The 22,818-nt window shown below is 70.4% G+C and carries 18 protein-coding genes; 5 read left to right on the top strand and 13 right to left on the bottom strand.

The window, feature by feature from the left end:
• Nucleotides 1-96 precede the first annotated feature (96 nt).
• From alaC to BKK81_RS26550, 5 genes are all read right to left on the bottom strand, one after another.
• The gene (gene alaC / locus BKK81_RS26570) at nucleotides 97-1,347 is read right to left on the bottom strand and encodes an alanine transaminase (protein WP_071019080.1); all 1,251 of its coding nucleotides are present in this window, start codon (nucleotides 1,345-1,347) and stop codon (nucleotides 97-99) included.
• Nucleotides 1,348-1,424: 77 nt separating this feature from the next.
• Nucleotides 1,425-1,982: a DUF523 domain-containing protein gene (locus BKK81_RS26565; protein ID WP_071019078.1), complete on the bottom strand. Its 558-nt coding sequence runs from the start codon at nucleotides 1,980-1,982 to the stop codon at nucleotides 1,425-1,427.
• 77 nt (nucleotides 1,983-2,059) lie between these two features.
• Nucleotides 2,060-3,118, bottom strand: coding sequence for a porin (locus BKK81_RS26560; RefSeq protein WP_071019077.1), 1,059 nt, complete (start codon nucleotides 3,116-3,118; stop codon nucleotides 2,060-2,062).
• Nucleotides 3,119-3,464: 346 nt separating this feature from the next.
• A complete protein-coding gene (locus tag BKK81_RS26555; protein WP_071019075.1) occupies nucleotides 3,465-4,379 on the bottom strand; it encodes a LysR family transcriptional regulator in 915 nt (304 codons plus the stop codon).
• A 41-nt stretch (nucleotides 4,380-4,420) separates the two neighbouring features.
• Entirely contained in the window at nucleotides 4,421-4,798 is a 378-nt protein-coding gene (locus BKK81_RS26550; RefSeq protein WP_071019074.1) for a MerR family transcriptional regulator, read from the bottom strand.
• 164 nt (nucleotides 4,799-4,962) lie between these two features.
• Between BKK81_RS26550 and BKK81_RS26545 the strand changes: the two genes are divergently transcribed.
• Nucleotides 4,963-5,421: a hypothetical protein gene (locus BKK81_RS26545; protein ID WP_071019072.1), complete on the top strand. Its 459-nt coding sequence runs from the start codon at nucleotides 4,963-4,965 to the stop codon at nucleotides 5,419-5,421.
• 26 nt (nucleotides 5,422-5,447) lie between these two features.
• On the opposite strand, the gene BKK81_RS26540 is transcribed toward BKK81_RS26545, so the two are convergent.
• Nucleotides 5,448-6,833 carry a DUF1501 domain-containing protein gene (locus BKK81_RS26540; RefSeq protein WP_071022395.1) on the bottom strand — a complete coding sequence of 462 codons (1,386 nt, stop codon included), beginning with the start codon at nucleotides 6,831-6,833 and terminating at the stop codon, nucleotides 5,448-5,450.
• A gap of 37 nt (nucleotides 6,834-6,870) precedes the next feature.
• Nucleotides 6,871-8,502, bottom strand: coding sequence for a DUF1800 domain-containing protein (locus BKK81_RS26535; RefSeq protein ID WP_071019070.1), 1,632 nt, complete (start codon nucleotides 8,500-8,502; stop codon nucleotides 6,871-6,873).
• Nucleotides 8,503-8,860: 358 nt separating this feature from the next.
• Here BKK81_RS26535 and BKK81_RS26530 point away from each other — a divergent pair, with 358 nt between their 5' ends.
• Nucleotides 8,861-10,246 carry an amino acid permease gene (locus tag BKK81_RS26530; protein ID WP_071019068.1) on the top strand — a complete coding sequence of 462 codons (1,386 nt, stop codon included), beginning with the start codon at nucleotides 8,861-8,863 and terminating at the stop codon, nucleotides 10,244-10,246.
• 47 nt (nucleotides 10,247-10,293) lie between these two features.
• On the opposite strand, the gene BKK81_RS26525 is transcribed toward BKK81_RS26530, so the two are convergent.
• Both BKK81_RS26525 and pdxR read right to left on the bottom strand, forming a co-directional pair.
• Nucleotides 10,294-11,241, bottom strand: coding sequence for a bestrophin family protein (locus BKK81_RS26525; RefSeq protein ID WP_071019066.1), 948 nt, complete (start codon nucleotides 11,239-11,241; stop codon nucleotides 10,294-10,296).
• Between the two features lie 186 nt (nucleotides 11,242-11,427).
• A complete protein-coding gene (gene pdxR, locus BKK81_RS26520; protein ID WP_071019064.1) occupies nucleotides 11,428-12,912 on the bottom strand; it encodes a MocR-like pyridoxine biosynthesis transcription factor PdxR in 1,485 nt (494 codons plus the stop codon).
• 267 nt (nucleotides 12,913-13,179) lie between these two features.
• On the opposite strand from pdxR, the gene BKK81_RS26515 reads away from it, so the two are divergent.
• Nucleotides 13,180-14,388, top strand: coding sequence for a benzoate/H(+) symporter BenE family transporter (locus BKK81_RS26515; protein ID WP_071019062.1), 1,209 nt, complete (start codon nucleotides 13,180-13,182; stop codon nucleotides 14,386-14,388).
• A gap of 82 nt (nucleotides 14,389-14,470) precedes the next feature.
• On the opposite strand, the gene BKK81_RS26510 is transcribed toward BKK81_RS26515, so the two are convergent.
• The 4 genes from BKK81_RS26510 to BKK81_RS26495 all read right to left on the bottom strand — a co-directional run bounded on the left by BKK81_RS26510 (nucleotide 14,471) and on the right by BKK81_RS26495 (nucleotide 18,384).
• Nucleotides 14,471-14,788 carry a zinc ribbon domain-containing protein gene (locus BKK81_RS26510; protein ID WP_071019061.1) on the bottom strand — a complete coding sequence of 106 codons (318 nt, stop codon included), beginning with the start codon at nucleotides 14,786-14,788 and terminating at the stop codon, nucleotides 14,471-14,473.
• Between the two features lie 128 nt (nucleotides 14,789-14,916).
• Complete coding sequence (gene fmdA / locus BKK81_RS26505; RefSeq protein ID WP_071019059.1) at nucleotides 14,917-16,149, bottom strand: formamidase; 1,233 nt, start codon at nucleotides 16,147-16,149, stop codon at nucleotides 14,917-14,919.
• 126 nt (nucleotides 16,150-16,275) lie between these two features.
• Entirely contained in the window at nucleotides 16,276-16,788 is a 513-nt protein-coding gene (locus BKK81_RS26500) for an AmiS/UreI family transporter (protein ID WP_071019058.1), read from the bottom strand.
• 435 nt (nucleotides 16,789-17,223) lie between these two features.
• Complete coding sequence (locus BKK81_RS26495) at nucleotides 17,224-18,384, bottom strand: helix-turn-helix transcriptional regulator (protein ID WP_071019056.1); 1,161 nt, start codon at nucleotides 18,382-18,384, stop codon at nucleotides 17,224-17,226.
• Nucleotides 18,385-18,636: 252 nt separating this feature from the next.
• Here BKK81_RS26495 and BKK81_RS26490 point away from each other — a divergent pair, with 252 nt between their 5' ends.
• Complete coding sequence (locus tag BKK81_RS26490) at nucleotides 18,637-21,357, top strand: ATP-binding protein (RefSeq protein ID WP_071019054.1); 2,721 nt, start codon at nucleotides 18,637-18,639, stop codon at nucleotides 21,355-21,357.
• On the top strand, nucleotides 21,354-22,694 hold the full coding sequence (locus tag BKK81_RS26485) for an EAL domain-containing response regulator (protein ID WP_071019052.1): 1,341 nt from the start codon (nucleotides 21,354-21,356) through the stop codon (nucleotides 22,692-22,694). Before BKK81_RS26490 ends, BKK81_RS26485 begins: the two co-directional genes overlap by 4 nt.
• Nucleotides 22,695-22,818 lie beyond the last annotated feature (124 nt).

Genomic DNA, 22,818 nt, shown 5'->3' with positions numbered 1-22,818 from the left:
CCCGCTCCGGGTGCCCATCGAGACACTCCGGGGCGGCAGCCGGCCGCGCCGGACGGCGCCAGCCGCACATGGCGCCCGATATGCGCTGGACGAGGCTCAGCCCTTGGCCTTGCCCGGCTGCGGATGGTGCTCGTCCACCGGTACCTTGACCAGCCCGTCGGCGCGGAACATGGTCTTGATGCCGCGCACCGCCTGGCGGATACGCGACTCGTTCTCGATCAGCGCGAAGCGCACGTACTCGTCGCCGTAGTCGCCGAAGCCGATGCCGGGCGACACGCACACCTTGGCCTTGGCCAGCAGCTGCTTGGAGAACTCGAGCGAACCCAGCGCACGGTAGGGCTCCGGGATGCGCGCCCAGATATACATCGACGCCTTGGGGATCTCCACCGGCCAGCCGGACTCGATCAGCCCGCGCGCCAGCACGTCGCGGCGCGACTGGTATTGCGCCGCGATCTCCTTCACGCATTGCTGGTCGCCTTCGAGCGCGGCGATCGCGGCCACCTGCAGCGGCGTGAAGGTGCCGTAGTCGTGATAGCTCTTGATGCGCGTGAGCGCCGCCACCAGGTCCGGATTGCCGACCATGAAGCCGATGCGCCAGCCCGCCATGTTGTAGCTCTTGGACAGCGTGAAGAACTCCACCGCGATGTCCTTCGCCCCCGGCACCTGCATGATCGACGGCGCCTTCCAGCCGTCGAAGACGATGTCGGCATAGGCCAGGTCGTGCACCACGAAGATATCGTGCTTGCGCGCCAGCGCGATGACGCGTTCGAAGAAGTCCAGCTCGACGCATTGCGCGGTCGGGTTGGAGGGGAAGCCCAGCACGATCATCTTGGGCTTGGGATAGCTGCCGCGGATCGCGCTTTCCAGCTCGGCGAAGAAGTCCACCCCGGGCGTCAGCGGCACCGAGCGGATATCGGCGCCGGCGATCACCGCCCCGTAGATGTGGATCGGGTAGCTGGGATCGGGCACCAGCACGGTATCGCCGCGGTCGAGCGTGGCCAGCATCAGGTGGGCCAGGCCTTCCTTGGAACCGATGGTGACGATGGCTTCGCTGTCGGGGTCGATATCGACCTCGTAGCGTTCGCGGTACCAGTGCGAGATGGCGCGGCGCAGGCGCGGGATACCCTTGGAGGCCGAATAGCCGTGGGTGTCGGCGCGCTGGGCGGCCTCGGTGAGCTTGGCCACGATATGCGGCGGCGTGGCACCGTCGGGGTTGCCCATGCTCATGTCGATGATGTCCTCGCCACGGCGGCGGGCGGCCATCTTCAACTCGGCGGTGATATTGAAAACGTAGGGGGGAAGGCGATCGATGCGCGCAAAGCGGCGCTTGCCCGAAGCGGCAGACATGGAGTTCCTTTCAACGTAAGCGCCCGGAACCGTCCGAGCGACGCGTCCTGCCGTTGGTGCGGCAGGCGGAACACATCTTAGCGAGGAAGACCGGAAGCGGCAAGCGTTGAATCGGCGCCGGCGTCTTCCGCAACGGCATCGGCAACGGCGCGCAGCAAGGCATCGACCTCGTCCTCGTTCCACACCATGAGCCCGGCCTCGGCCAGCAACGCGGCGGCCACGCCCTGCCCCGCACGGTGCGCACCGGTGAAGCTGCCGTCGTAATGCGCGCGGTTGCCGCAGGAGGGACTGAATGCCTTCAACAGGGCATGGCGGCAGCCGCGCTCGCGCGCGAGCGCCAGGGCCTGCTGCGCACCGGATACAAAGGCTGCGCTGACGTCGCCGCCGCTGCGCTCGCGCACCACGGCGACGCCGGCCAGCACCTGCGGCCCGCTGCCGCCGACGATTTCCGCCGGCGGTCGCGGCACCGGCAGGCCGCCCAGCAGCTCGGGACAGGCCGGCACCAGTTCGAAGACCTCGCGCAGCCGCGCCAGCACGGCATCCGGCTGCGCCTTGCCCTGGCCGTCGTAGCGCACGGGCCGGCCCAGCAGGCAGGAACTGATCAGCAAGGCGGGACGGGAAGCGGCAGGCGGCATGCGGTACGGACCGGGACGTAGGAAAGCCGCCCCAGTCTACACCAGCCGCCGCGCCCCGTTCCTTGCGGGCGCTCCGCTCAGAAGCGGTGGCGCAGGCCGATGGTGGCGCCGGCCTGGTTCTGGCCGGCGACCACGGTGCCGTTGCCGCTCAGGCCCAGCGCCGAGCCGTTCTTGTTCTTGGTGTAGCCCAGCATCGCGTAGGCGTCGGTGCGCTTGGACAGCGAGTAGTCGGCCACCAGCGCGAACAGCCACGGATCGGCGCCGCTGTTCTTGGTGTCGGTGTAGTAGGCCGCGCCGGTCAGCATCAGCGCCGGCATCACGCGGTACTGCGCGCCGAGCCAGTAGACGTTGTTGCGGGTCACCGCGGCGGTGGCGCTGGCGGTGCCTTCGTCGCGCAGCCAGCGGTAGCCGGCGAAGACCTTGGCATCGCCGAAGGCGTAGGACGCGCCCACGGCCACGCGGCGGGCCGCGCGGTCCTGCAGCGCCGCGGTGGCGCCCTGGAACTGGTCATAGGCCACGCCGGCCGAGAACGGGCCGTTGCCGTACGACACGCCGCCGCCGAAGTTCTTGGCGGCCTTGAAGGCGCCCGGGGTCTCGCCGTTGTTGTCGCGGCCGAAGCTGTAGAAGGCGGTGGCGGTCAGGCCGCCGAACTTGCCGGTGTACTTGACAGCGTTGTCGGCACGGCCGTTGAACAGCGAGTCGACGCTGTTCAGCGAGTAGCGCGGGCCCACGCCCATCGGATCGTAGGCGCCGAACAGGTCGTACAGCGCGTTCTGCTGGCGGCCCAGCGTGACGGCGCCGAAGTCGCCCTGCACGCCGACGTAGGCCTGGCGGCCGAACAGGCGGTTGCCCTGGCCGGACATGCCGGTGTCGAGGTCGAAGCCGCTTTCCAGCACGAAGATGCCCTTGAGGTTGTTACCCAGGTCTTCGGTGCCGCGCAGGCCCCAGCGCGACCCGGACAGGTTGCCCGAGTTCATGCGATAGACGGTCTCGCTGCCGTTGTTGGCAGCCGGGGCGTGGCTGGCCACTTCGATGCCGGCATCGACGATGCCGTAGAGCGTCACGTTGGACGCGGCCTGGGCGTAGGCCCCGCCGGAGACCGCGGCGGCGGCCAATGCAAGGAGAGCTTTCTTCACTGTATTCACTCGGTCTTTTTTTGTCGGATGACGATCCCCGCCCGCACCGCACCGGGCCGATCGGCCGGCATGGCGCGAGCGCCCTCCCGGCGCATCCGGAACCGCGAGGAACCGGGCACCACGGAAGCAGCTGACGACGGAACGCGCCGCGACATCGGCAGGAATCGACGGGCTGATCGCGGTGAAGACGTGGCTGGCACATCCCCGCCCCATGCTGCCGTGCTGCGCTGCTGCACCGGGTCACCGCGACAGTGAGCGCATTGTGACGATGTTCTGTGAAAGAAATATGTCGCTTTGTCTCTGCCGCCAGACAGGCAGCGCGCCCTGCGGGGCGCGCCGGCGGCATTCAGGCCGGGAAGGGATAGGCGGCGTCGAAGGCCGCGAAGCGCGCCTCCAGGAACTCGATCAGCCGGCGCTGGCGGTAGGCCGGAAAACGGTTGCGCAGGAACACGAGCTGCAGCGGCAGGGCCTGCCCGTACCAGTCGCGCAGCAGCAGTTCGAGCCGGCCGTCGCGGATGTCGGCGGCGACGTCGAACCAGCTCTTGAAGGCGATGCCGTGCCCGCCCAGCGCCCAGTCGCGCACCACCGCGCCGTCGTCGCTGGTGCGGCGCCCGCTCGCTTCGACCTCCACCTGCTGGCTGCCCGACTGGAAGCGCCAGCGCATGCGCGCCTGTCCTCCGGGCGCCAGGCACAGCAGTTGGTGGCGGGCGAGCTGCTCGGGCGACGCCGGCCTGCCGGCGCGCGCGAGGTATGAGGGGGCGGCCACCGCCACGCGCCGCGTGGTGGTGAGCTGGCGCCGCACCAGGCTGGAGTCTTCGAGCCAGCCGACGCGCACGGCCAGGTCCACATTGCTGCGGAAGAGGTCGGCCAGGGTATCGCCGATGGACAATTCCAGCGAAAGCTGCGGGTGGGTTTCGAGGAAATCGTCGAGCCAGCCGCGCAGCCAGCTGCGCCCCAGGTCCGACGGCGCCGACAGGCGCAGCGGCCCGGCCAGCTCTTCGCGTTGCTCGGCCAGGGCGCCCTCGCCTTCTTCCAGTGCGGCCAATGCCCTGCGCGCGGCGTCCAGGAACAGCCGGCCCTCCTCGGTCAGGCGCATGCGGCGGGTGGTGCGGGCAAACAGCCGCGCATTGAGACGCTGCTCCAGCCGGATCAGCGCGGCGCTGGCGGTGGCGGCGGTACGGTCGAGTTCGCGTGCCGCCGCGGAAAGGTTCTCCAGTTCGGCCGTGCGCACGAAGAGCTTGAGGTCGTCGAGGGAATACATGTTGGACGGGCGGGCATGGCCCGGCGATGGGTCGGGAAAGGTCAGAGAAGGTCGGGGCCGGTCAGGACCGCCGGTGCAAAAGGGCAAGGCTGGCCGATGCGCGCCGCCAGCTCGCCGCGCAGCGCGCCCAGCTCGGCCAGGCGTGCGTCGATCACCGCCAGCTTGGCGCGCAGCAGCGCCGACAAGGTCTCGGCGGGATCCTCCGCCGCCCGCAGCGTGGCGCCGTGCGCGGCGATTTCGGCCAGCGAAAAACCCAGCGCCTGCGCGACGCGCACATAGCGCAGCCACTCCACCGTCTCCGGCGGGAAGTCCCGATAGCCATTGGCCAGCCGCCGTCCCTGCAGCAAGCCCACCTTTTCATAAAACCGCACCGCGTCGCGCGACAGTCCTGCCCGCTCGGCCAGTTCTCCAATGCGCATCCAGCGCCTCCACTCGTCCTGGCGCCACCCCGCCGGCGGCGCTTGACCCTGGAGCTTACTCCATGCCCCAGCCTTGCGGCACGTCTCACCCCGTGCCGGCGCGGCGGCCGGCGACGGCCGCCCGGCCTTCCCTTCCCGTCGAGACGACCGACAAGGAGCTGACCATGAACCACCCCCTCCCCACCTCGCTTGCAGGCAAACGCTACCTGCGCCTCGTGCGTGCCAGTGCCTGGTACGACCTGCTGGTCACTGCCGGCTTTGCCACACCCTGGAGCCTGGCCTGGCTGCATGCCGCCCTCTCGGCCGCCGGTGCCGCCAGCGGCCTGGGCGCGCTGCCGCCGCTGGACCTGATGCAGACGCTGTTCGCCAACCTGCTCGGTTCCGTGGTGGTGGTCTGGGCCCTGCTACGGCTGCGCCGGCCACTGCCCTCGCACGGCGGCTACGATGCCGCCGCGCGCGCGCTGTTCGCGGCATGGCAGGCCTATGCGCTCGCCTGCGGCGGACCGCGGCTGCTGTGGATCTTCCTCGTCTTCGAGATCGCCTGGGGCGTGGCGCAGGCCCTGCCGTGGCTGGCCGCCGGCTGGCAGGCACGCGATACGGCGGCGCCCGCCCGCCGCCCCTGACGGCGCAGGCGGGCCGGCCCTGCCGCTCAGACCAGGCCGATGTCGCGCGGCCGCGCGCCCGGGAACACCTGGGCCAGGCGGGACTCGTCGAGTCCGTACAGGCGCTGGAACAAGCCGCCCAGCACGGCCCGGTACTCGTTGAGGACAGGCCAGTCGCGGTTCTGGTTGAGCGTGCGCTCCTCCACCGCCACCTGGTCACCGGCGATGCGCCCGCCGCGCACGGTGCCGCCCGCCACCCAGTAGACGGTGCCGTGCCCGTGGTCGGTGCCGCGCGTGCCGTTCTCGCGGAAGGTGCGGCCGAACTCCGAGATCACCACCACCGTGGTCTTGCTCCAGGCCGGCCCCATCTCCTCGGCGAAACCGGCCAGGCCGCGCCCGAGATTGTCCAGCAGGTTGGCCAGCTGTCCCTGCGCCGCGCCCTGGTTCACATGGGTATCCCAGCCGCCCACGTCGATGAAGGCGAGGTTGAACTTGTCCCGCATCAGGCCGGCCATGCGGCGCGCCTCCAGTTCGAAGCCCTTGGCGCTGAGCGCGCGCCGGTTGGCTGCCTGCATCTCCTCCAGGCGCGCGGCCAGCGTGCCGCCGGCGCCGGTGGTGCCAGTGGTGCCGCTGGTGCCGCTGGTGCCGTCGCCCATGGCTGCCGCCGGCATGGCGGCGCGGCGCTGCATGGCCTCGGCTTCCTGCGCCACGGCCTGGCGCAGCTCGAAGCCCTCGTCGATCAGCGGCTCGAAGCGCGTACCCCGGTACATCTGCGCCAGCAGGCGTGTCTGGCGTGCGTCGAAGGGCGCGCGTCCGGTGCCCTTGAGCGAGACATTGGGCACGTCGCGCGTGCCCGACAGCACGGTCGGCATGCCGTCGGTGAAGGCGACCGGCGCAGCGCGCCCGCCCATCGCCAGCGCCAGCCGGTTCAGGAAGCCGCTGCCGCGCGCAGCGCCGGCGGCGGCCAGCGCCGACGGCAGCCCTGCCTCGATGCCGTCCTGCGTCTCGAAATGGCTGCGCGACAGGTCGGCGGTACCGGCGAACGGCAGGAAGGCGAGCTGCTGCCGCTGCCACAGCGGCAGCATGCTGTCGCGCAGCGCGGGGTGCAGCGCCCAGCTGCCGATGCCACGGGCGCCGGCATCGGCCTCGAAGCCGGCCGCCAGCGCCAGCGCCGCCGCCGGATCCGGCGGCGCACCGGCGGCGAGCGGGGCGCGGATGGCGATGGTGGGCCGCACCGCGCGATAGAAGTCGCTGCCGGCAGGCACCAGCACGCTGCAGGCGTCATAGCCGCCGCGCAGGAACACCAGCAGGAAGCGCGCGTCCGCCTGCGCCGGCAACGCATAGGCGCGCGACACGATGCCGGGCCACGCCAGCGCCGCGCCGGCGGCGCCGAGGCCGGATGCGGCCCCCTTCAACCAGTCTCTACGGTTCATGATCGACTCCGTGGAGCGCATGCGCGCCGGGGCCCCTTCATCGCTGCATCCATTCGGGCGAGGCCAGCAGCAGCGTGTTCCACTCGGCCTGGCTGGTCGCCTGCGCCAGCGCCGTGCGCGTGCCGGCACCGAGCGTGTGCTCGATGGCCTCGAAATAGAGGCGATTGCCCGGCATCGGAAAACCGGCGGCCGGCAGCGGCTTGCCATCGTCACCCTGGAACAGGCCGGCCGGGCCGCTGCCGATCGCGCGCGCGATCTCGAAACGCTTGACCAGTTGCCCCGAGCTGGCCCAGGCACTCTCCGCCAGCGGGTAGCCGTCCGGTGTCACGCGCCCGTAGAGCGGCTCGCCGAGCTGCTGCAGCCAACCCACCGCCGGCCGTACGTTGGCCACCGGCCGTCCGTCGTAGGCCAGGCGCAGCGAGGACACCACGAACACCATCGGGTCCTTGAACTTGCGCCCCGCGCCGGCGGCCGCCCGGTCCATCTCGGGCGACAGGAACAGCGTCCTCAGCACGGCGCCGATATCGCCGCGGCTATGCATGAAGGTATCGGCCATGCGCGCGACCAGCGCAGGCGGCGGCTCGTCGGCCAGGAAACAGGCAGCCAGCTTGGCCGACAGGTAGCGCGCGGTGGCAGGCTCGGCGGCCAGGATGTCCACCGCCTGCTCGACCTCGCGGAAGCCGCCGGGCGCGATCGGGTGGCCGAGCAGCGTCTTCGCGCCGTAGTCGTGCCGTGCCGGATTGAAGGCGAACAGCCCTTGCGCGCGGTAATCCGCCTGGCGCTGCGGCGGCAACCTGGGGGGCTGCCCGCTCACCTCCAGCCCCACCCCGGTCAGCACGCGCGCCAGCTCCTGCACGTCCTGCTGCGTATAGCGCGAGCCGCTGGGCCCGCCCGATACGCCGAGCGTGTGCAGCTCCATCAGTTCACGCGCGTAGTTCTCGTTGAGATGGCCGGCCGCGCTCTGCGCGTTGTCGAGGTATTCGAGCATGGCCGGCGCGGTCACCGTGGCCAGCAGCAGGTCGCGGAAGCGGCCCAGCGCGCGCGGGCGCACCACCTTGTCCTCGTAGTCGCCCAGGGTCCAGCGCACCGTGCCCTTGCCCGAGTAGACGCTGAAATGGTTCATCCAGAACCAGGTCATCTGCTCGCGCAGTTGCGCCGGCGAGCCGAGCGCGCGCAGCAGGTGGCGGCGCGCGGTGTCCAGCACCAGGTCGTTGCCCAACCGGGTGATCGCATCGCTCGCCTGACGCTTGGCGTCCTCGTCCGCGAGTCCCTTGATGCGCTGCTGCTCGGCCACCACCGCGCGGTAGCGCTCGGTGCCGTCCATCTGCGACACGCTCAGCGCCGCGATGGGGCCGGCGAGCGCGGGTGGGTCGGCTGCCGGCAGGCGCAGTTGTTCGTCCAGGAAGCGCTCGCGCCCGAGCCGCTGCAGGCGGGCGATACTGGCCTGGTCGGCGCCGAAGGTGACGCGGTCGAGCCAGCGCAGGTCGGCGGCGCTGAGCGCGGCCGCGCCGCCCTGGGAGCCCGCGCCGGACTGGCCTGCAGCGCAGGCTCCGAGCAGGGCCACGGCCGCCGCGGCCGGCAACAGGGCCGCGCGCCGCGCAAGCCACCTGGCGGCCGCCGCCAGCCCGGTGGCGCAAGCGCCGCCGCTACGGCATCGGACTTGGCTCATGAGGCGCATGGCTCGGATCGCTCCCGCAAGGTCTGGACACCGCACTGACGCGCCGACCCCGGTCCCGGTTGACCAGCGCGCCGCCAGGAAACCCCTGCATCACATCCGTCCGCGCGGAGAGCCGGCGGAGAACGCGCCTCGCATCTTGTGCCAAGCAGCGCGGAAAACCGACATCCTCCTTTCGTGGATTTGGCAGATTGATGAATCTTCTGCCATCATCCGACTTTTTTCGGCAAGAGAATGCCGTCCACGCGGCGCCATGACCTGGCTTCCGCGCGCCGCGCACTCCACTGCCCCCTGCGGCTCCGCCCTACAAGGGCCGGAGCCGTCCGTCGATACCATCGGAGACAACGAAGACATGGGTGAACACCAAACGGAGCAACTGCAGCGCGGCCTGGGCGAGCGCCACATCCGCCTGATGGCGCTGGGCTCGGCGATCGGCGTCGGGCTCTTCCTGGGATCGGGGGCCGCCATCCGCATGGCGGGTCCGGCCATCATGCTGGCCTATGCCCTGGGCGGCGCGATGATCTTCCTGATCATGCGCGCGCTCGGCGAGATGGCCGTGCACCATCCCGTGGCCGGCTCCTTCTGCCGCTACGCGCAGGACTACCTCGGCCCGCTGGCCGGCTACCTGACCGGCTGGAACTACTGGTTCGTGTGGCTGGTGACCTGCATCGCCGAGATCACGGCGGTGGGCATCTACATGGGCATCTGGTTCCCCGACGTGCCGCGCTGGATCTGGGCGCTTGCCGCGCTCGCCGCGATGGGCTCCGTCAACCTGCTGGCGGTCAAGGCCTACGGCGAGTTCGAGTTCTGGTTCGCCATGATCAAGGTGGTCACCATCGTGGCGCTGCTGGCGGCCGGCGGTGCCATGATCGTGTTCGGCCTGGGCAACGGCGGCGTGCCGGTCGGCATCGGCAACCTGTGGGCGCATGGCGGCTTCCTGCCCAACGGCGCCGGCGGCGTGCTGATGTCGCTGCAGATGGTGATGTTCGCCTACCTCGGCGTCGAGATGGTCGGGCTGACCGCCGGCGAGGCCAGCAATCCCGCCAAGTCCATCCCGCAGGCCATCAACTCGGTGTTCTGGCGCATCCTGATCTTCTACGTCGGCGCGCTGTTCGTGATCCTGTCGCTCTACCCCTGGGACGGCATCGGCACCCAGGGCAGCCCCTTCGTGATGACCTTCGAGCGCCTGGGCATCCGCACCGCCGCCGGCATCATCAACTTCGTGGTGCTGACGGCCGCGCTGTCCTCCTGCAACGGCGGCATCTTCAGCACCGCGCGCATGCTCTACAGCCTGGCCGTGCAAGGCCAGGCCCCGCGCGCTTTCGCCAAGGTCGACCGCAACGGCGTGCCGCGCCGCGCGGTGCTGGTCTCGATGGCGGCCCTGCTCGGCGGCGTGGCCCTCAACTACCTGGTGCCGGAAAAGGTCTTCGTCTGGGTCACCTCGATCTCGACCTTCGGCGCAGTCTGGACCTGGGCCGTGATCCTGGTGGCGCAGATGCAGTTCCGCCGCAGCCTGTCGCCGGCACAGCGCAAGGCGCTCGCCTTCCGCATGCCCTTCTGGCCCTACGGCTCGTGGATCGCGCTCGCCTTCCTGGCCGGCGTGGTGGCGCTGATGGCCTATTTCCCCGATACGCGCGTGGCGCTGTACGTCGGGCCGGCCTGGCTGCTGCTGCTGGTCGTGCTGTACCGCCGCCTGGACGGCGACGGCCGCCAGCCGGCCGCTGCGCCGCGCGGCTGACCTGCGGCCCGCGCCGGTCCGCCAAAGGGGCCGGCGCGGGCCCGGCTTCAGCGCAGCACGAAATCCACCGCCACCGGCGGCGCCGGCAGGTCGCGCTCGCCCAGCGTCTCGCGCAGGGTCGCTTCGATGGTCAGCGAGATCGCCTCCAGCGCGAGGTCGTTGGGCGCGGTGCCGAACGGCTCCTCCAGCTGCGCCGCCAGCGCCTCGAGCGCGAAGAAGGTGTAGGCGATGAAGGCGACGATCAGCGGCGTGGTCGGCCCGATCGAATCGAGCAGGCCGAACGGCAGCAGCAGGCAGTAGAGATAGGTCGTGCGGTGCAGGATCACCGCGTAGGTGAAGGGAATCGGCGTGCCGGCGATACGCTCGCAGCCGCCCAGCACCTCGGTGAGACGTTCCAGCGGGCGCTCCATCGCCGCCGCCAGCACTGGATCGAGCCGACCCCGGCGCCGCATGTCGCGCAGCCATTCCCCCGCCATCAGCAGCAGCACGGCAGGCTGGAAGCGCGCCTGCGCCACGCGCGCGCAATCTTCCGGCGACAGCAGGCGCGCCATGTCCTGGCCCGGCGCCGAGCCGCGCAACTGGTGCCGCAGCGCGTGCGCGAAGGCCGCCAGCCGGTAGACGAAGGGGCGCGCGCGTGCCGCCGCTTCCTCACCATCGGCACCATCGGCGCCATCCACCCCATCGGACAGCGTGCAGGCCTGCCGCGCCAGCGTGCGCGACGCATTCAGCAGGCTGCCCCACAGCCCGCGCGCCTCCCAGTAGCGCGCGTAGCTCGTGTTGTTGCGGAAGCCGAGGAAGATCGCCAGCGTCAGGCCGATCAGCGAGAACGGCACGAAGGTCAGCGGGATCTTCAAGGAGAACAGCCTGCCGTGCAGCAGCGTCACCAGCACGGCGAAGCCGGTGGTCAGGGCAAGTTGCGGCGCAATGGCCGGCAGCACCGAGCCGCGCAGCAGGAACAGCATGCGCAGCCAGTTGGGGCGGGGACGGATGATCATGGCGGCCTGCGATAGCCGGCGGCACGCCGCCCGCAGCGCCGCTGCGAGCCCGCCCGCCAGGCGCGGGCGGCCGTCCGCCGGGAAATCACTCTAGCACAAGGGGATCGCGCCGCACCGGCCGTTTGCGCCCGGTGTTCGAAAGACCGGGTGATCCGGCGAATCCAGGAATCAGGTCACGGGAGGCCTTCACCGATCCAGCGCGCGAAGCACATCGGCGAGCTTCCTGACCGCCACTTCCAGTTCTTTCGGGGCATAGGCAGCAAACCCCATGAGAAAGCCGGACTCGGACCCGCTGGACGCATGCAGGGCCGTCAGTCCCAGCAGGTCGATGCCGGCCCGGCGCGCGGCATCGATGGCTTTGCGCTCCGGGATGTCGCGCAGCAAGACGCATGGCATCTGCATGCCACCGCTGGGCACCCGCGGTTCAACGAAATCGGACAAGTGCCTGCGCACGAGCCGCTCCAGCACATCGCGCCGCTCGCCGTAGACGCCACGCATGGTGCGCACATGCGCACCGAAGTGCCCCCCCTCCATGAAGCGCGCCAGCGTCAGTTGCGGGATGGCGGCGCTATGCCCGTCCTGCAGCGTGCGGGCAACCGTCATCGGTGCCACGAGCTGCGGCGGCAGGACCATGTAGCCGATGCGCAGGCCTGGGAACATAGACTTGGTGAAGGTGCCGATGTAGATCGTCCGGTCGTGCGCGTCGAGACCCTGCACGCATGCCGTGGGCCTTCCTGCATAGTGGAATTCGCTGTCGTAGTCGTCCTCGATGATCCAGGCCTGGTTCCGCCGTGCCCAGTCGATGATGGCGAGACGCCGGTCGAGCGCCAGGGTCGCCCCGGTCGGGAACTGGTGGGAAGGCGTCAGGAACACTGCCTTGGCAGGCTGCGCGGCATTCTGCAGCGACTCCACCCGCATCCCCTGCGCATCCAGCGGAACCGGTACGCATTCCAGGCCAGCGGTGTCGAACGCCCTGCGCGCGCCGTGATATACGGGGTCTTCGATGAAGATCCGGTCACCGGCATCGAGCAGCACGGCCGCGCACAGTGCCAGGGCCTGCTGCGAACTGGTCAACACCAGGACGCGCGCGGGCGTGGCGCTGGCGCCGCGTTCGAGATTGACGTAATCCGCAATGGCTCGCCGCAACGGTTCCATGCCCTGCGGGTCGCCATGCGTCAGGGCAAGCGTTCCCTGCTCCTTCAACACTTGCCGCTGCAGCCGCTCCCAGGTCTGCAAAGGAAAACTGCGCGTTTCCGGCACGCCCGGGGCGAAGGGACGCGGCGCCAGCGTTTCGCGCACACCCCCACTTTGGAACATGGCCGCACCGCGCTGGCTGAGGCGCGGCGACTCGCGCTGCCGTATATGGCGCTGAGCCGCGCCATGCCTCGGCGACAACTGCGCCCGCTGCGAGACGAAGCTGCCGCTGCCTACCCGCCGGTCGATGAACCCTTCCGCCTGCAACTGGCTGTATGCAGCTTCCACCGTGTCCCTGGAAACGCCCAGCGATTGCGCGAGCGCCCGCGAGGCGGGCAGAGGCTTGCCGATGTCCAGCGCGCCGTCGAGGATCAGCTGCCGGATGGCGCGCTGGATGCGTGCATGCAGCGACAAGGCGCCATGAGCCGGATCACCCATCCAGGCTTTGACGGATTCGAGTTGGGCGTGCTTGAACAATGGCTGGGTATCTCACCGGAAGAACGGCGTGGACATGCCCGCCATCTTAAGGCCAAGGCGAGAACGACCACTCGACAGGATCCGGAAGACACCAGCAGGCCATGCTGGCTTTGGAGCAAGTCGGGGTCGGGGCCGGGCCTGGGCATGCCCGGCGATTGGTCGGCTGACAGTCGAGAAATTGGCTGGGTACAACATGCCATTTCGAGGTTAAAAAAGTAGCTTCCCGACAACGTTCAAGAACCGATCTTGCAGGAGTCAGAAAAGGCCATGTTGCGCGCCACCTCACCGTCTCCCATCCGTCTGGGCGATCTCGCCCATCCTGTCGTGGCCGGCCTGGTCTCGGTCATCGTGAACTACGGCGGCACCTTCATTCTGGTGTTCCAGGCCGCCAAAGCGGCCGGCCTGGGCCCGGAGCTGACGGCCTCTTGGGTGTGGTCGGTCTCGCTCGGCGTGGGAGTGACCGGCCTCATCCTCAGTTGGGTCGCCCGCGAGCCTGTCATCACGGCCTGGTCCACGCCGGCGGCCGCGTTCCTCGTCACGGCGCTGGCGACCACGCCCTACGCGGAAGCTGTCGGCGCGTATCTGATCTCCGCCGCGGCCTTCGTGCTGCTCGGGCTGACAGGCTGCTTCGAGCGGGTCATCCGCCTGATCCCGCCGGGTGTGGCCGCCGGCCTGCTGGCTGGCATCCTGCTGCAATTCGGCATCGGCGCCTTTGGCGGCATGAGCGTCGATCCGCTCTTGGCGGGGATGCTGATCGTGGCCTACACCGTGCTCAAGCGATTCACCGCGCGCTATGCCGTGGTCGGCATTCTGGTGCTGGGACTGGCTTTCCTCCTCATCCAGGATCGCGTCGGCCTGTCCGGGCTGACGCTGAAGTTCGCCGCACCCGTGTTCACCATGCCGGCGTTCTCGCTCAACGCGCTGTTGAGCGTGGCCTTGCCGCTGTTTCTCATCACGCTGACCGGCCAATATATGCCCGGCATGCTGGTGCTGCGCAACGATGGCTTCAAGACCAGTGCCAACCCCATCGTGACCATCACTGGGCTCGGCTCGCTGCTGATGGCGCCGTTCGGTTCGCATGCGTTCAACCTTGCCGCGATCACGGCGGCGATCTGCACCGGCCCGGAGGCACACCAAGACCCGTCCAAGCGTTGGATCGCCGGCTTCGCCGCGGGCGTCTTCTACATCCTCGTCGGCGTGTTCGGCGTGACCCTGGCCGCCGTCTTCATGGCCTTCCCGCCTACCTTCATCACCACCCTGGCGGGCCTGGCGCTGCTGGGTGCGATTGGCGGCAGCCTCGCTGGCGCCATGGCCGATGCCAGGACCCGTGAAGCCTCGCTGATCACCTTCCTGGCAGCCGCTGCCAATATCAAGATGCTTGGCGTCGGCGGCGCGTTCTGGGGCTTGCTGATCGGCCTGACGGCCTATGCGGTGCTCAACGGCCGGTGGTCCCGCCCCGCGCCGCAACCCAGGTGAGCGCCGTCTTCCGCGTGGGCACGACAGCAGAGCCTGCGCGGTTCGTCCGTGAGCGGCCCCAGCAGATGCCGGGACCAGCGACCTAATGGCTGATCATCCAGGGACGCTTGCCCGGATAGGATTTCGCCGCGTCCGTTGCGGGCTTGGCCGCGGCCGTGCCGCAACCGCATCCCGGGCCGTGGCGATGGCCCTGCGACAGCGCCGGCGCGTGCGCGCTGCGCTCGTTGCCGGCATGCGCGCGCCGCTGGGCAGGTGGCATCAGGGCCAGCATGGTCAGGCTTACCATGCGCTTCGCCTCGGCCCCGCAGTCCGGGCAGGCCTGCGGCGCGTCGCGATCGGCCACGCGCCGCATGGCAGAAAACGCTCCGCAGCCGGCGCACTCGTACTCGTAGATCGGCATCTCCCTTCTCCTTCGCTCCGTTTCCCTCGCACTGTTTCGCTTGTCCTGTCGCCCGCGCTGCCCGCGCGCGGCGCGTCGGCGGCTGGCGTCCCGCCACCCGCTTGCCAGCGGGACGCCAGCCGCCGCGCTCAACGGCGGTCAGGCGAGATCAGCACGTCCGCGCCGCCGTGGATATGGCGCACCGGACCGTTCGCGTCGGGCCGGATGTCGAAGTCGAAGATCTGCGTGGGCAGCCACAAGGTCGCGCACGAATTGGGGATGTCGACCACACCGCTGATATGGCCCTGCACCGGCGCGGTACCGAGGATGGCGTAGGCCTGCGCACGCGAGTAGCCGAACTTGGTCATGTACTCGATCGCATTGAGGCAAGCCTGGCGGTAGGCCACGTTGACGTCGAGGTAGTGCTGGCGCCCGCCCTCGTCCACCGAGATGCCTTCGAAGATCAGGTAGTCGTTGTAGGCCGGCGTGATCGGGCTCGGCTTGAAGATCGGATTCCTGATGCCGTACTTGGCCATGCCGTCGCGGATGACGTCCACGCGCATATGGACCCAGCCTGCCATCTCGATGGCGCCGCAGAAGGTGATCTCGCCATCGCCCTGGCTGAAGTGCAGGTCGCCCACCGAGAGACCGGCGCCGTCGACATAGACCGGGAAGTAGATGCGCGAGCCGCGCGAGAGATCCTTGATATCGCAGTTGCCGCCATGCTCGCGCGGCGGAACCGTGCGCGCGCCGGCCGCGGCCGCCTGCTGGCGCGCGTCGCCGCGCAGCCGGCCCATGTGGGCGGTGGCGGCGAAGGGCGGATTGGCGAGCGGCGGCACGCGCTGCGGATCGGTATCGATCAGGGCCTGCTCGCGTTCGTTCCAGGCGTGCAGCAGCGCGGGGTCGGGCAGGCAGCCGATCAGGCCGGGATGGATCAGCCCGGCAAAGCGCACGCCCGGCACGTGGCGCGAGGAGGTGAACATGCCGTGGAAATCCCAGATCGACTTCTGCGCCTGCGGGAAGTGGTCGGTGAGGAAGCCGCCGCCGTTCTGCTTGGAGAAGAAGCCGTTGAAGCCCCACTGGCTGTCCGGCTTGGCGCCGATGTCGAGCAGGTCGACCACCAGCAGGTCGCCGGGCTTGACGCCGCGCACGCCTACCGGCCCCGAAAGGAAATGGACGATGGACAGGTCGATGTCGCGCACGTCGTCGGCCGACTCGTTGTTCTGGATGAAGCCGCCGGTCCAGTCATAGGTTTCCAGGACGAAATCGTCGCCCGGGTTGACCCAGCAGGCCATCGGGATATCCGGGTGCCAGCGGTTGTGGACATTCTCGTTCTCGTAAGCCGACTGCTTGAGGTCGACCCGGATGAGGGTGTCTGCCATATGCCTGTCTCCTTGGAGTGGGTCCGGTCGGGTGCCGGTTGAAAGTTCCGGTTCAGGGTGCCGGTTCAGGGCGGACCGGGCCGGAGCGCCGGTCGGGAAAGAAAGCGGGGAACGCCGCCGGCAGCGCTACTTCAGCGCGCCACTGAGCAGCAGGTAGCCGGGCAACCAGCCGGTGACGATGCCCGCCAGCACGGTGGCGACGCCGGTCAGCCTGAGGATCGGGCGCTGCAGCGCCAGCAGCACGAAGTAGAGGAACCACAGCACGCCCCAGCCCACCCAGCACCAGGCGAACCAGATGTCCCAGATGCTGGCCGCCTGCTGCAGGGAATCGATCGCCACCGGCACCACCGTGATGGAGACGAACAGGCTGAACCAGCCCAGTCCCCGGCCGTCGGCGCCGTTGAACCGGTTCAGCGCCACCCACAGGTAGGTGAAGGTGAACAGCAGCGTCAGCGCGCCCGCCTTGATCGAGGCGGTGCCGGCGTCGCTGCCGAAGATGAGCTGCAGCGACACCAGCATGGTCACGCCGCCGGAGAAGATATTGACCACCCAGATCTCACGGTCGCCGATCCTGCCGAGCAGCCATAAGCCATTGAGGAACAGCACCGCGCCTACGTACAGCAAGGTCAGGCCTAGCATGTCGTCTCCTCCGGGTTGCCTTCGTTATCGTTGTCGTTGTGGTCGTTGTCGTGGTTGCCGCCGTGCGCGCGGCTCGCCTCAGCGTTCGGTCCGGCCCGGCGGCACGCCGGGTTTGGGGGCGGGCGCGAAGGCAGCGGCACGCCTGTGGCGAACGGATCCACTATAGGCAGGCGGCCGCCGCGGCGAATCCCTCGCGGCGACGATTCGCCCCTCACCCTGCCGGACGAGGCCGCCTCCCCCAGGCGGGTGAGGCGGGCGGGACGGATGGAGCGGATGCCGGACCGGACCCATGGCGCGCGCACCGGCAAGCGTCATGGCGCGCTGGGAGGCAATGCGTCGCAACGCAGGCCTGAGAGCCGGTCTGAGGGTCGAGCGGAAGTACGGCGGACGGCGCGGCACGCATCGGCCAGGCGGGCGCCCGCCCGGGCGGCGCGCTCAGGCGTGCGGGCAGTGCTGCGCGTGCAGCCGCACCAGTTCCATCTGCCCGTGCGTATCGGTCTTCTGGAAGATCTGCTTGAGGTGGCTGCGCACCGTGTTCTCCGACACGTGCAGGGCCTGCGCGAGCGAGGCGATCGAATGGCCGGCGAAGACCAGGGCGCTGACGCGCGCCTGTGCCTCGCTCAGCTTGAAGTGGCGCGCGAACTGGCAATCCTGGTGCGCGTGCTCGGCGCCCTGGCGGCGCGCGCTGACCACCAGCAGGGCGCGCGGCCGGCCAGGCCCGCCATGCAGCCAGGCGCCGGCCGGCTGCAGGTTCAACGTGGTGGGCAGCGTCCCGCCGGGCGCCGACACGGACAGCACCTGGGTCGGCGCGGATCCCGCCTGGCGGCCGCCGGCCGTTCCGCCCTCCGCGGGCAGCCGCGCCATCGCCGCCAGCATCTCGCGCAAGGCGCGCTGGTCGGCCGGCATCACCGCCGCCAGGTGCTCGCCATCGCGGTACAGCCCGCTGCCCTGCCCGCACAGGCCATGGGCGTTGCGGTTGGCATAGACGATGCGTCCGTCGGGCTCGACCAGGAAAGTCGCCGCGGCATGGCTGTCGACGATGCGCATCAGCGCCGCGCCCACGTCGTCGGCGCGGCGGCGCTGCCAGCGGTTGTCGAGCGCCAGCGCCACATGCGCCAGCACTCCCCGGAACTCGGCCTTCTCGCGCGCGCCGAAGCGGCGCTGGCCTTCTTCCCGGTAAAGCTCCAGGTAGCAGAGATGCTCGCCGTCGCGCGCCACCACGCCGAACAGGCGATGCAGGTAGCCGTAGGGCTGCAGTACCGCCTGGTAGTAGTCGGTGCGGCACAACTCGCGGCTGCCCAGCACGTCTTCGCCGGTGCTGACCTGCAGCGGCTGGCAGGCGTCGGCGAAGAGAAACCAGGGGTTGCGCGGGGCGTAGTCGGCAAAGCTGCGTGCAAAGCCGTCGTCGGCGGGCGCGCCGTGCAGGAGTTCGCTTCGGCCGCTGGCCAGGTGGCGCCGCGCCAGCAGCGCTGCCGCCGCGCCGAGGCGCTCGCACAATTGCGTCATGACGCCGTGCCAGGCGGCATCGTCGCGCGCGGCGTGGATGCGGTAGAGCAGTTCGCCCGTCTCGGGCGGATCGGCGTCGTGCGCTGCCAAGCGCGGCTCCTCCTGGTATCCCGGCGCAGCGCGGGGGGGCGTGGGTCGGCGCCGCAATGACGCGGACCGGATCTTTGCCGGGAAGTGTTTGCGCACGCCCGGCAAAAGTCAAGGCGCGCATACCCTCGGCGCACCGCATTGCGCGGCGCGGCGAATCCGACAATAATCGGGGCGCCTGCCTGCGCCGCCGCGCGCCATGGCCCCTCGCCCCGCAGCATTCCCGAGCGCGCCCGCCGCGCCGACGCCCACGCCATGCGCATTCGACGAGAGTACCAATCCTGGGTCGCGAACGAGACGCTCGAGGATTACGCACTGCGCTATGCGGCCCGCTCGTACCGGCGCTGGACACCGTTCACGCTCGCCAACACCGCGCTGGGCGGCGCTTCTTTCCTGGCGCTGGAGGCGATCGGCGCCAGCGTGACCCTGAGCTTCGGCTTCCAGAACGCCTTCCCCGCCATCCTGCTGGCCTGCCTGCTGATCTTCCTGGTCGGCCTGCCGGTGGCCTACCACGCCAGCACGGCGAACGTCGACATCGACCTGCTCACGCGCGGCGCCGGCTTCGGCTATGCCGGTTCGACCGTCACCTCGCTGATCTACGCCTCCTTCACCTTCATCTTCTTCGCGCTGGAATCGGCCATCCTGGCCCAGGCCCTGGCGCTCGCCACCGGCCTGGACCTTACGCTCGGCTACCTGATCTGCTCACTGGCCATCGTGCCGCTGGTCTTCTTCGGCGTGACCCTGATCAACAGGCTGCAGATGTGGACCCAGCCGCTGTGGGCCGTCCTGCTGGTCCTGCCCTTCGCCTACATCCTCGGCCACGACCCGCACGTGTTCTCGCAGTGGGCGGCCTTCACCGGCCTGTCCGGCGGCACGGCGCGCTTCGACCTGCTGGCCTTCGGCGCCGCCACCGGCGTGCTGTTCTCGCTGATGGGTCAGATCGGCGAGCAGGTCGACTACCTGCGCTTCCTGCCCGACCGCAGCCGCGCCAACCGGCGCGCCTGGTGGAGCGCCCTGCTGCTGGCCGGTCCGGGCTGGATCCTGATCGGCGGACTCAAGGTCATGGCCGGCAGCCTGCTGGCGGTACTGGCGCTGAACGCCGGCATCCACAGCCGGCAGGCGATGGAGCCCATCCATATGTACCTGTGGGCCTACGGCCAGGTGTTCGACCGCCCCGAGGTGGTGCTGGGGGTGGCGCTGCTGTTCGTGCTCGTCTCGCAGATCAAGATCAACGTGACCAATGCTTACGCCGGTTCGCTGGCCTGGTCCAACGTCTTCGTGCGGCTGGCGCACTACCATCCCGGGCGCGTGGTCTGGCTGGTGTTCAATGTCGTGATCGCCCTGCTGCTGACGCTGCTCGGCATCTTCGCCACGCTGGAGGCGGTGCTCAGCGTCTACGCGATCGTCGTGACCGCATGGCTGGGGGCGCTGGTGGCCGACCTGGTCGTGCTCAAGCCGCTCGGCATCAGCCCGCGCCACGTGGAATTCCGCCGGGCCTACCTGCACGCCTTCAACCCGGTCGGCTGCGGGGCCATGCTGGCCGCCTCGCTGGCCGGCCTCGGCGCCTACGCGGGACTGTTCGGCGCCACCGCCCGCGCCTACGCCGCCTTCCTGGCGCTGGCGGCATCCTTCTGCTGCGCCGTGGCCATCGCCTATGCCACCGGCGGCCGCTACTACATCGCGCGCGACAACAGCCGCTTCCGCGCGCACCGCGCCGACGAGCCGATCCGCTGCTGCGTCTGCGAGCGCGACTACGAAGCGCCCGACATGGCGCACTGCCCGTTCTACGGCGGCCCGATCTGTTCGCTGTGCTGCGGCCTGGACAACCACTGCCACGATGCCTGCAAGCGGCCCGCCGACGCCCCGGCCCGCGCGCACCGCGCGGGCCCGGCGGGCATGCTGGCGCCGCGCTTCACCGGGCGCCTGGCACGCTTCCTGGCGCTCTTCCTGACGGCGGCTGCGGCCATGGGCGCGCTGTTCCTGCTGGCCTGGCGCCTGATGGACGGCGCCGCCGCCTCGTCCGCGACACCATTCGCCGAACTGCTGCTGCGCGTCTACGCGGCGACCTTGCCCTTGCTGGCCTTCGGCGCCTGGTGGATCGTGCTGTCGCACGAAAGCCGCGAGCTGGCGCGGGCGGAACTGCTGGAGTCGCTGCGCCATCTCGAATCGGCGCGCAAGCACCTCGTCGAGTCGGAGAAGATGGCCTCGCTCGGCGGCCTGGTCGCCGGCGTCGCGCATGAAATCAACACGCCGGTCGGCATCGCCGTCAGCGCCGCCTCCTACCTGCAGGACCGTACCGATGCGGTGCTGGCGCGGCAGGCGCGCGGCGAGCTGCAGCCGGGCGAGCTCGAGCGCTACCTGGAAGACGCGGCGCAATCGGCCAGGCTGCTGCTGTCCAACGCCAACCGCGCCGCCCAGCTGGTGCAGAGCTTCAAGCAGGTGGCCGTCGACCAGGCCAGCGAGAAGCGGCGCCGCTTCGATCTCGGCGACTACCTGCGCGAGACCGCGACCAGCCTGCGGCCCGGCCTGCGCGACACCCGCGTGCGGCTGCTGGTCGACTGCCCCGCCGGCATCGTCATGGACAGCTACCCCGGCCCGATCGCGCAGATCCTCACCAATCTCGTGATGAACTCGCTGCAGCATGGCTTCGGCGACGGCCGCGCCGGCACCATCCGCATCGCGGCCCGCCACGACGAGGACGACGGCATCGCGCTGAGCCATGCCGACGACGGCTGCGGCATCCCGCGCGCGCTGCACGAGAAGATCTTCGAACCCTTCTACACCTCGCGCCGCGGCCAGGGCGGCAGCGGCCTGGGCCTGCACCTGGTCTACAACCTGGTCACGCAGCGGCTGGGCGGCACCATCGCGGTGGCCGAGCGGGCCGGCGGCGGCGTCGAATTCACCGTGCGCATGCCGCGCGTCACGCCCTCGGCCAGGGCCACCATTCCAATCGTTCCCGCCGGGAATCCAACATGAGTCCAAGCTCCCCGATGCCCGAGCCGCTGTCGACCCTGCCGCCCTGGCAGGTGCTGCTGGTCGACGACGAACCCGCCGTGCACGACGTCACCCGCCTGGTCCTGCGCGACCTCAGCTTCGGCGGCCGGCCGGTGGTCTTCCACAGCGCCTACCGCGGCGAGCAGTGCCTGGCCCACCTGTCGGCGCATCCCGATACGGCGCTGGTGCTGCTGGACGTCGTGATGGAGACCGACCAGGCCGGCCTGGAGGTGGTGCACCGCATCCGCCGCGAACTGCGCAACGCCGACGTGCAGATCGTGCTGCGCACCGGCCACCCCGGCATGGCGCCCGAAGCCGAGGTGGTGCTGGATTATGAAATCAACGGCTACTTCGTCAAGACCGAGCTGACGGCGCGCAAGCTGGCCTCGGTGGTGATCGCCGGGCTGCGCAGCTACCAGTACGTGCGCGCGCTGCAGCAAGCGCACCTGCCACCGCCCGCAGCGGCGCCCACGCACGATCCGCGCACCGAGGAAGACGTCGCACGGGCCCTGCGCGAACGGCGCTACCGGCTGCAGGCCCAGTGCCAGGTCGACCTCGCGCGCGGCACCGTCGCCGCCGTGGCACTGCTGCCCGAGTGGCCGCAGGCGGACGGCTGGCTGCCCCACGCCGCCCTCGCCAACCGCCTGCGCGGCACGGCGTTGCTGGAGCCGATGCACGCCGCGCTGCTGCGCGACGCCTGCGCGCTGGCCGGCGCATGGCGCGCGGCGCCACTGCGGCCCCGCGCCGCGGGGGAAGCGGCAGCCGCGGCGGCCGAGCCGCCGCCACGCATCAGCGTGCCCGTCCTGCTGCCCGCGGCCGGCGCCGGCGCCATCCTGCAGGCACTGCCGGAGCAGGTCCGCCAGGCCCTGGACGAGGCCGGCCTGCCAGCCGGCGCGCTGGACCTGCTGCTGTCCGGCCACCTGCCGGACGGGAGCGGGGCCTGGGATATGCCGGGCGGCGACGCGGAAACCGCGCGCCTGGCCTGCTCCCGGCTGCGCGACCAAGGCGTGACCATCACGCTGGGCGACGTCGGCAGCGGCCCCATCTCGCTGGCCCACCTGCGCCGCCTGCAGCCGGACCGCATGCAGATCGCGCGCTCCCATGTGGACGGGGTGGCGGCCGATCCGGAGCACAGCGCGATTGCGCGCGCCGTCATCGCGCTGGCGCACACGCTCGGCGTGCAGTCCCTGGCGGACGGCATCGCCAGCGCGGCCGACCTGGAGTTCTTCAAATGGGAAGGCTGCGACCAGGGCCAGGGAGACCTGCTGGGGCCGCCGTGCCCGGTGGCCGAGTGGCTGCACGCGCTGCCGGCCGGCTGACGGCCGCCACGCCCGCTCAGGCGCCTGTACGACGCGCACGCCGGCGCCTCGCGCGGCGCTGACTGCCCATTTCCGCCCGCCGCGCGAGGCAAGCCGCGGCGGTCCCGGTTACAATCGCCCCCGT

The sequence above is a fragment of the Cupriavidus sp. USMAHM13 genome, from assembly GCF_001854285.1.
GTDB classification, from domain to species: domain Bacteria; phylum Pseudomonadota; class Gammaproteobacteria; order Burkholderiales; family Burkholderiaceae; genus Cupriavidus; species Cupriavidus malaysiensis.
Note: the sequence above shows the minus strand (reverse complement) of the source record. Positions and strands in the feature narration are given on the sequence as shown.